Here is a 9,383-nt window from a genome sequence, read left to right as displayed (position 1 = left end):
TACGCGATGGGCGGCACCGGCGCGCTGGTGGCGGCGCTGGTGCGCAAGTTCGAGGAACCCGCGCTCGAAGATCGCGCGCGCGGCTTCGTGGAAGCGTTCGTACCCTTCGACATCTTCGGGCGCGAGCCGCGCAATCTGCGCACGCACATGCGCCTGATCGGCGTTGTAATCGAAGAACGTGCCGTCATCGAAATAGATGCGATAGAACGGCAGGATCGGCACGATATCGACATAGCGCCGGGTATTCGGGCCGCCGGTCTTGCCATCGCTGCCCACCGGGTTATCCGACAGCACGCCCGGCGGGAAATCGGGCGCCGCCAGCATCGCCACGTCGCGTTCGAGCGCGAACAGCTCCTCGATGAAATGCGGCACGGTCAGCACCGTGGGCCCCATGTCGAAGGTAAAGCCCTCTGCGCGCCGTACATAAGCGCGCCCGCCGGGCTGGTCGAGCTGCTCGACGATGGTCGTATCGAACCCCAGGCTCTGCAAGCGCATCGCGCAAGCGATGCCGCCGATGCCCGATCCGATCACGATGGCGGTACGACGAGTCATGCACTGGCCTTTGCAATTGAAAGATGCTGTCTGGTTGAATTCGGTCGCTCTAGCCGCTTTTCCAACCAGCGCGAGAGCGCAAGGTGCGGCACCGCCACCGACGCCAGCAACTGGAATGCCTGCGCCGTCCAGCTCGCGCCGGTTTGCCCCGGCACCAGTCTTTGCTGCACCCACCAGCCGATCAGCGTGGCCGCGGAAACCAGCGCCCCGGTTACCAGCCAGCGTGTCCGGGTCATGTCACGCAGCGACGCTCGCGATTGCACCAGGTGCCGCGGCGCGTGCAGGAACACGAAGAACAGCGCAAACCCCGCAACGGGGGGGAGCAGCACAAGCAATACCAGGCAAAGCGCCATTGCAGCGGCCCATTGGCGATCGCCGTTCCGCCAGGCTGTGCCCACGCCCACCAAGGTGACCAGCAACGCCACCGGCGCCGCCGCGATGATCACTTTCGCGACAACCGCAGCCCGTGCGTCGCTCATGCCCACGAACAAGGCTGCGACGCCCGTCGGATGCCCGAGCGTGGCCGCTGCGATCACGGCGGCGCCCGCCGCAAATCGCAGCAGCGGCACATCGAGCATCTGCCAGTCCTCGCCGAAATGGTACGCCGAAACCGCCAGGAACAGGACGAGCGCCAACAGCGGCGCGGCGATCGACAGCAGCGCCATCAGCGCGACAATCGCCGCGTAACCGCCCACTGCCAGCGCCAGCGCAGGCCGGTCGAGTGAGGCCGCGCGCCGAAGGAGCGCGATGTCGAAGGCCCCATGCGGAAGCCCGCCGCCGATCATCACCACGGTCGCCAAGGCGATCGCAGCCGGCTGCGACAGCGGTGCGCGCACGATCATCGCCACCCCCAGCGCGGCCGCCGCCAGCCAGAACGCCGGATGCACGAAAGCCCCGCGCCCGATGGGAGCGCGGGGCTTTGCTGCGGCCAAAGAACGGACCGATGCAGCCATTGGATCAGGCGGTCAGGCCTTTCAGCCCGGTCGGCGACTGTGTGCCTTCTTCAACTTCGGACTTGCGCGCGGCGATCAGGAAGATCAGCACGCCCAGCCCGGCCTTGGCGAGAATGTCGGCGATCGTGTAACCGATCTGGATCGTGGTGGTCACCGTCCCACCCGTCAGCCCGGCATAGGGCGCCATATATACGATCGGGTAGAAGCCCCACGACGCGAACGTCAGCAACCGTGCCTTGCGCACGAGTTCCTGCGCGACGGCGGGCTGGCGGTTGATCGAATCGCCAAGGCCGCTGAACAGCTCCCACACGATGTAGACGAACGGAATGGCGGACAGCGTTCCCCACAGCGCGCGGGTGGGAATGTCGGTGGCGATCTCACCGGGGTAGCCCAGCACGATCATCAGTGCCGCGGCCGATCCGAGGCGGAGCGACTTCGACATCGTCTGCTCGCGCGACAGCCGCATGACCAGGATCAGTTCGATCAGCAGAAGCGGCACGGTCAGCAGCCAGTCGACATAGCGATAGGCATCGTTGAACGCGTAACCGGTCGCCGAAACCACGCCGTTCTGGAATGTGTATGCGGCGGTCCAGCTCTCGAAGATGCGGAAATAGTGGTAGGCGGCGATCGCGGTCACCAGCCCTGAAATGGTCAGCGCGGTGCGGTAGGCGGGCGCCACTTGCGATCGGCTCAACCACAGGAAGATCGAGGCTGCGGCCATCGTCGCGAAGGTGAACGAAAATGCATTGTACACCAGTGAAAACTGGAACGGGGTAACGGTATCCATCAAATTCTCCGTCGCTATCGGCCCCGTCGCGCGTGCGCCGAGGCGTGTTCTGCGGGAGTGCGCTTGATCGCAACGATGCGATCTACGGGACCCTGAAGTGTCGCCAAAGCTGCCAGGGGCAGACCGGTGGTCAGGCGCATCGAGGGCCAGTTGGCGGGCGATGCGAGACCAGGGGTGTGTGGCGGCGCAATTCGGTTAGGCCCGCTGCGGGTCTCGGGCGATACGGGCTTTGTGCCATGTCCCGAATGGGCGGGGTCAGTCGTGAAGCTGACGCGCTTCGAACGATGCCAGATCCTTTTCCAGTTGCGCCTGAACGGCAGCTTTGGAATTCATGGCCAGAAACGCGGCGCATGATGAGGATGTTACGGACACGCAATCGGCGAATTTCAGGCCGCCCGCGCGATCCTTCCACAAGCTGCTCCCCGGCAGAAAGCTGTACTGCACACTGTCACGCGCGATCTGCTTGAGGTCGCGGTAGCGCAGGCCTTGCTCGGCTACGGCGCGCATGTACTCATTGGTCATGTCGCTGCGCGAAACGCCCTCGTCGTCGGTCGACAGCGCGACTGGAACCCCGGCTTCGCGGTACAATGACAGGGGATGGGCCGGGCCTTTCACGCCCAGGATCACGGCGTTGCTGGTCAGGTTGATCTCGACCGCGATGCGATCGCGCGCCATGCGCTTGAGCAGGCCGGCAGCATCGGTTTCGTAAGCGATATCAACGCCGTGCCCGATCCGGCGCGCGCCTGCGACCGTCACCGCATCGCCGATGTGGAAGCGCAGATCGCGCGGCGGCACCAGCCCCAGCGTCAATTCGCCGGCGTGGAGCGACAAGCCGACCCTGGGAAATCGCTGCGCCAGCCAGCCGATCATCCGCATGTGCAAGCCATAATCGCGCACCGCCACCGGATCATGCTCGGGCGCGGCGATGTTGATCCCCACGAAGCGCGGATCAGCCTCCGCCAGCGCGAAACCGAACGCCAGTTGCGCGAACACTTGCGCCGGTGGTTGCGTGCGGATCGCGGTGTAGAGGTAGCGCATTCGCAACGCGCAGCCCGGCTGGGGCTTGGCACTTGCACATCGTCCGATCGTTGCAGAATCGGCCTCGTAGTGGTCAAACGTCGCGCGCGTTGCCGCAATCCCAGCGGGCAAAAGTGGCGCCATCCGCGCCAGCAGTTCGGCGAAAGCATCGGCCTCGCGGGTTTCGAAGCTGGCCGCCCCCATTCTGACCGCCAGCATCATGCCATCGCGCGAACCCACGCCCAATTCGACATAGCCGACCCGATCGGCCGCAGCCTGTTCGCGCGTCGCCGCCAGCATCCGCCCGCCGTTGTCGGCCGATGCCGAAAAAAAGCGCTCGAACGTGGCGAAGAAGCGATCGTAGCCCGACACCGTCGGATCGCCCACCCCGGCCTCGAACCCGCGCGTCGACAGCGCATCGATCATCGTGCTGTAGCGGGGGTAGTTACGCTCCAGCCCGGCGGCGGGTACGCGGTTGGGTGCATCGCACGGCGGATCGACGATGCGCGGCCTGTCGGTCGCGATGCACAAGCCATCGGCCGCCGCCCACGCCAGGAAATCCTCGGCATAGATCGAACCTCCGCCGTGATTGTGAAGATCGGCGCCCTTGGGCATCGCCTGGAGGAACATGCGCAACCGGGGCGGGCTGGCCGCGATCCGGTCTAGAAGGGCCGCCGTGCGCGCCTCGGCAGAAGGGGCGGCGGGGCGGCCGATCGCGGGCGGTGCCAGGGCGAGCAGCAGCACTATCAAACCCGTTGCGATGCGCATGCAGTGCCCCCGTAAACCGGTTGCAGTGTGTGCACTCCGGCTCCGGCTGCAATCGCAATGAAGGCCATGGCGCGTTGCATAAATGCGTGCAGTCGTTTGCCCACCAAGGGTGCGCACATTTTTCGTCAGGGCTGTTCGGCATTCGGCATTGGACGGATGCACCGCCGAATCTTAGCGGTTGCAGCATAGAATTGTTTCCCGAAACAGCGGTGGTCCACACGTTGCATCCCAGGCTCTCGATCGGCGCGTTGACGGCTGGCGCCTTGCTAGCGGCGCTCTCTGTGGCCGCGCGTTCGCAGGAACCGGCGCCGATCCGCGCAAGCGCGATGCTCGACCAGCACTGCGCCAGTTGCCACAACGATATCGATCGCGTTGCCAAGCTGTCGTTCGACGACCTGCACGACAGCGATGTGGCGAACGGCGCCAATCTCGATCTGTGGGAAAAAATCCTGCGCCGCACCAGCTTGAGCGAAATGCCTCCGCGCAGCAAACCGCAGCCCGATCCGGCGCAACGCGCGGCGTTCGTCACCGCACTCGGCCATGAACTCGACGCTTACGCAACTGTGCATCCCGATCCCGGCAACGCCACGCTCCGCCGCCTGAACCGCGCCGAATATGCCAATGCGGTCCGGGACTTGCTGGCACTGGATGTCGATGTTTCGCGCGACCTTCCGCAGGACAATTCGGGCTACGGCTTCGACAATGTGGCCGATGTGCTGAGCGTCTCGCCCACCCTGATGGACCGCTACGTCGCGGTTGCGGGCAAAGTCGGGCGCCTCGCAACAGGCCTCGCCTCGACCCGCCCGTTCGTGACATCGTACGAAGTGCTCAAGGACGGCTCGGTCAGGAATTCGGGCCGGCCTGCTTATAACGAGCGCGCCAGCAACGCGCTTCCGCTCGGTTCGCGCGGCGGCGGGGCGTTTTCTTATTACGCCCGTTATTCCGCGACTTACGAGATCGCCGGCTGGCTCAACGCCAACACCAACAACGAAACCGACCGCCAGCCCGAAGACCGCTTTGCCTTGCGCGTGTCGCTGGGCGCCGGCCCGCACACGATCGGCATGGCCTTTCACCGCCAACTTGCGCCCGATGAGAGCGTGCAGACGCTGCGCAACACGCTCGATGTCGTGCCGCTGCCGGTCGATCCGCCCAGGACGCTGGCGCTCGACGTGGTGGTGGATGGTGCGAAAGTGGGGCAGCTTTCGGTGCCTTCGTACCGCATGTCGTCGCGCTTTTCGCAAACCAACTTCCCGCGCGACGTGCTCCAGATCGACGTGACCGGGCCGTTCGACGCGCGCCCCGCCGGCGAGACGCCCAGCCGCGCGGGGATATCCACTTGCCGGCCCAGCCGCACATCGGCCGAAGCGGCCTGCGCGCGCAAGATCGCCGCATCGCTTGCGCACCGGGCATATCGCCGGCCGGTCAGCGAAGCCGATCTCGCGCCGCTGCTGCGGGTCTATGCGCGCGAACGCGCCGGTTCGGATTTCGAACATGGCATCGAAGCGATGGTCGAAGCGATCCTCGTCTCGCCGCACTTCCTGTTCCTGATCGAGCATGATCCAGCCAGAAGCGCGCCCGGCAGTGTCCATCCGGTCAGTGATCTCGAACTGGCCTCGCGGCTGTCGTTTTTCCTGTGGAGCAGCATCCCTGACGAGCCGTTGCTCAAACTGGCCGAAAAGGGCAAGCTGTCCCGCCCCGCCATCCTGCAAGCGCAAGTGGCGCGGATGGTGGCTGATCCGCGCGCCGATGCGCTGACGAGCAATTTCGCCGGACAATGGCTGTACTTGCGCAACCTCGATCAGCAGCGCCCCGATATCGCGGTCTATCCGCAGTTCGATGCGCGGCTGCGCAGTGCGATGGCGCAGGAAACCGAGCTGTTCTTCGGCCACATGCTGCGCAGCAATCGCAGCCTGCTCGATTTCTTGAACGCCGATTACACCTTCCTCAACCAGCGGCTGGCCGAGCATTACGGCATCGGCGGGGTGACCGGCACCGCATTCCGCCAGGTCAGTCTCGATCCGGCGTGGCATCGTGGCGGACTGCTGGGGCAGGCGAGCATCCTGACGGTCACCTCTTACGGCAACCACACCTCGGTGGTGAAGCGCGGCAAGTGGATCCTCGACAACCTGCTCGCCTCGCCCCCGCCCCCGCCGCCGCCCGACGTGCCCGCGCTGGTCGATCACAAGGACGGCCGGCAATTGACCGCGCGCGAGCAGCTCGAAATGCACCGCAGCAACCCGGCCTGCGCCTCGTGCCACGTGCGGATGGACCCGCTCGGCTTCGCGCTCGAGAACTACGATGCGGTCGGCGGCTGGCGCCAGCAGGACGCGGGGCAGGTGATCGACGCCGCGGCTGTGCTGCCCGATGGCCGCAAGTTTTCCGGTCCCGACGGGCTGCGGCAAGTGCTAATGGCGCGCAAGGAAGAGTTCGCCGGCGCTTTCACCGAACGGCTGATGACGTATGCGTTGGGGCGGGGAGTGAACCCGCGCGACATGCCGGCAGTGCGCACGATCACGCGGTCGGCTGCCGCCGATGGCTACCGCATCCAGTCGGTGATCCAGGGGATTGTCGCGAGCGATCCGTTCCGGTTGCGCAAGGTGCCAGCGAAATGATTGTCCTGCGCCAACCCTTGGCTCGCCGTACCCTTCTACGTGGACTCGGCACCACGATCGCGCTGCCGTTCCTGGAAGCGATGATGCCCACCGCGCGCGCCGCCGACATCACCGCGCGGCCCAAACGCCTGCAGATATTCTACACGCCCAACGGCATGATGATGGACCAGTACCGCCCCGCATCGGCCGGCAAGCTGGTGCTACCGCCCACGCTCGAACCGCTGGCGCCGTTCCGTGATCGCATCACGGTGATCAGCGGGCTGGGCCATCCGATGGCCGCCGCGCTGGGTGATCGGCCCGCCGGGCACGGCCGCAGTTGCCCGGCATTCCTGACCGGCTCGCACGTTCGGCAGACCGAGGGCACCGACATCCGCTGCGGCATTTCGGTCGACCAGGTCTATGCGCGGCATGTGGGCGATGCCACGCAACTCGGCTCGCTCGAACTCGGCATCGATCGCGCCAGCTTGCTCGGCAGTTGCGATATCGGCTATAGCTGTGCCTATACCAACGGCATTTCCTGGGCGAACCCGACGGTGCCGCTACCCGTCACCGCCAACCCGCGCGACGTGTTCGAGCGCTTGTTCGGCGATGGCGATGCGCTCGATCCGGCCAGCCGCCTCGCGCAATTGCGGCGGCGGTCAAGCATCCTGGATTTCGTGGCCGACGATACCGCGCGGCTGTCGGGCCAGTTGGGCGCGGGCGATCGCCACAAGCTCGATGAATTTCTCGACGCCACCCGCGATATCGAGAGGCGTATCCAGAAGGCTATGGCGTCTGGCGATGCGGGCGCGCAGGCCGCAAGCCTCGAACGCCCGGCGGGCATTCCCGACAGCTTCGACGATCATGTGAAGATGATGATCGACCTGCAAGTGCTGGCGATTCAGGCCGATATCACCCGAGTGGGCAGCTTCATGATCGGGCGCGAGATCAGCAATCGCACTTATCCAGAAATCGGCGTGTCCGATTCGCACCACATGCTCAGCCACCACGGCAACAGCCCCGAAAAGATGGCGAAGCTGGCGCTGATCAACCGCCGCCACATGGAATACTTCGCTTATATGCTGGGCAAGATGGCGGCGGTGAAGGACGGCGATGCCACGCTGCTCGATCGCACGCTGGTGATCCGCGGTTCGGCGTTCGGCGATCCCAATGTCCACGATCACATGGACTTGCCGGTGATCGTGGCGGGCGGGCTTGCGCCGGGTGGCCGCCATGTCGTGGTGCCCAAGGGGACGACGATGTCGAACCTGCTGCTCGCCGCGTTGCACACGCTCGATGTACCGGCCAAGTCGTTCGGCGACAGCACCGGGCCGCTGGCGGACCTGGCACATGGCTAGGCCGTTGCACGCGATCTTGAGTGTCGCGGCCTTGATCGCCAGCGCGTCGAGTGCCGTTGCTCACGCGCCGACCGATCCTGCCGCGCTGGTCCGAGCGATCGAAGCCGATGACGTTGCAGCGGTTCGCGCCGAGCTTGCCCACCGTGCCGATCCCGATGCGCGGATCGCGTTCGGCGCCACCCCGCTGGCGCTTGCGGTCCATGCGCAGGACCCGGAGATGGTGAGGGCGCTGCTGGCGAAGGGAGCCAACCCAGACCTGGCCGATGCGGATGGGGTGACTCCGCTGGCGCTCGCGTGCGAACTGGGGCACCCTGCAATCATCGCGCAACTGCTCGATGCGCGTGCTTCGGTCACGACAGCCGCGCCCGATGGCACGACGCCGTTGGCGATCTGCGCGCGTTTCGGCCCCACTGATGCAGTCGCGCGGATGATGGCATCGGGTGCCGTGGCGGAGAACCTGGACAGCCGCGGCCAGACGCCGCTGATGTGGGCCGCAGCCTCGGGCCGGGTCGAAGCGATGGCGCTGCTGCTCAAGGCGGGGGCCGACGCGAACCGCGTGTCGAAGGCCGGCTTCACCCCGTTGTTCTTCGCGATCAAAAGCGGTGTGCCGCAAGCGACCGAGGCCTTGCTCGCGGCGGGCGCGGACGCCGGGTTTCGCGGGCCGGAGCATACCAGCGCCGTCCAGCTTGCGGTCTATCAGCGCAATTATGCAGCCGCCGCCATGCTGGTCGCGCGCGGGGGCGTGGATCTGGCCGAGCGCGATCGCAACGGCAACCAGTTGCTCCACGCCGCCGCCGAGGGGGGTGACGTGGCGCTCGTCGACCTGCTTCTGGCCAAGGGCGCCGATCCCAACGGCCTGACCGGACCATCGCGGATCACCTGGGTGACCGAGGCCAATTTCGGCAGGCCGCCGCCGAAGGTTCCGCCCACGCCGCCCTTGCTGATGGCCGCCGCCAAGGGCCATGCCGGGGTGATGAAGCGGCTGATTGCGGCGGGGGCCGATCCGAGTTTCGTGGCGCAGGATGGCACCAATGTGCTGCTCGCGGCGGCGCAAGGTGGCAGCGCGCCGGCGTTCGACCTGGCGCTGACGCTCGCGCCCGATGCCAACGTGGTGAACTGCGATGGGGTTACGGCGATGCAGATCGTGCTCGGGGGCGGCATCCAGCCCGACCTGCGCGCGATGCTGCAAGCGCTCGCCGCGCGTGGTGCGCGTACCGATATCAAGCCCCGGCACGGCGATACTGCCGCCGTCATGGCGCTGACCGGGCTGAGCGAAGTCAAGGCGATCTACCTCGATGTGTTCGGGCCGATCGCGCCATCGCCGCACGCCGTTGCGGCGCGGTAAATCAGGGACTCT

7 protein-coding genes are annotated in these 9,383 nt (G+C 66.2%); 3 read left to right on the top strand and 4 right to left on the bottom strand.

The annotated features are described in order from the left end of the window. The 4 genes from Q0R16_RS10050 to Q0R16_RS10035 all read right to left on the bottom strand — a co-directional run. Positions 1-552 (bottom strand): NAD(P)-binding protein (locus tag Q0R16_RS10050; RefSeq protein ID WP_295635754.1); only part of this gene is annotated, 552 nt, incomplete at its 3' end. After that, positions 549-1,505: a beta-carotene 15,15'-dioxygenase, Brp/Blh family gene (locus Q0R16_RS10045; RefSeq protein WP_295635753.1), complete on the bottom strand. Its 957-nt coding sequence runs from the start codon at positions 1,503-1,505 to the stop codon at positions 549-551. The genes Q0R16_RS10050 and Q0R16_RS10045, both read right to left, overlap by 4 nt. A 4-nt stretch (positions 1,506-1,509) precedes the next feature. Continuing rightward, positions 1,510-2,292, bottom strand: a complete 783-nt coding sequence (locus Q0R16_RS10040) for a bacteriorhodopsin-like (protein ID WP_295635752.1) — start codon at positions 2,290-2,292, stop codon at positions 1,510-1,512. 255 nt (positions 2,293-2,547) lie between these two features. Then, positions 2,548-4,077, bottom strand: a complete 1,530-nt coding sequence (locus Q0R16_RS10035) for an adenosine deaminase (protein WP_295635751.1) — start codon at positions 4,075-4,077, stop codon at positions 2,548-2,550. Positions 4,078-4,268: 191 nt separating this feature from the next. Here Q0R16_RS10035 and Q0R16_RS10030 point away from each other — a divergent pair, with 191 nt between their 5' ends. From Q0R16_RS10030 to Q0R16_RS10020, 3 genes are read left to right on the top strand one after another with little or no spacing between them, the layout of a single operon-like run. Beyond that, positions 4,269-6,689 carry a DUF1592 domain-containing protein gene (locus tag Q0R16_RS10030; protein WP_295635750.1) on the top strand — a complete coding sequence of 807 codons (2,421 nt, stop codon included), beginning with the start codon at positions 4,269-4,271 and terminating at the stop codon, positions 6,687-6,689. Then, positions 6,686-8,026 carry a DUF1552 domain-containing protein gene (locus Q0R16_RS10025; protein ID WP_295635749.1) on the top strand — a complete coding sequence of 447 codons (1,341 nt, stop codon included), beginning with the start codon at positions 6,686-6,688 and terminating at the stop codon, positions 8,024-8,026. Before Q0R16_RS10030 ends, Q0R16_RS10025 begins: the two co-directional genes overlap by 4 nt. Next, the gene (locus Q0R16_RS10020) at positions 8,019-9,371 is read left to right on the top strand and encodes an ankyrin repeat domain-containing protein (protein WP_295635748.1); all 1,353 of its coding nucleotides are present in this window, start codon (positions 8,019-8,021) and stop codon (positions 9,369-9,371) included. The genes Q0R16_RS10025 and Q0R16_RS10020 overlap by 8 nt, the downstream gene beginning before the upstream one ends. Positions 9,372-9,383: the final 12 nt, after the last annotated feature.

The sequence above is a fragment of the Novosphingobium sp. genome, from assembly GCF_025351285.1.
Taxonomy (GTDB): domain Bacteria; phylum Pseudomonadota; class Alphaproteobacteria; order Sphingomonadales; family Sphingomonadaceae; genus Novosphingobium.
This window is presented reverse-complemented; position numbering and strand designations above follow the sequence as displayed.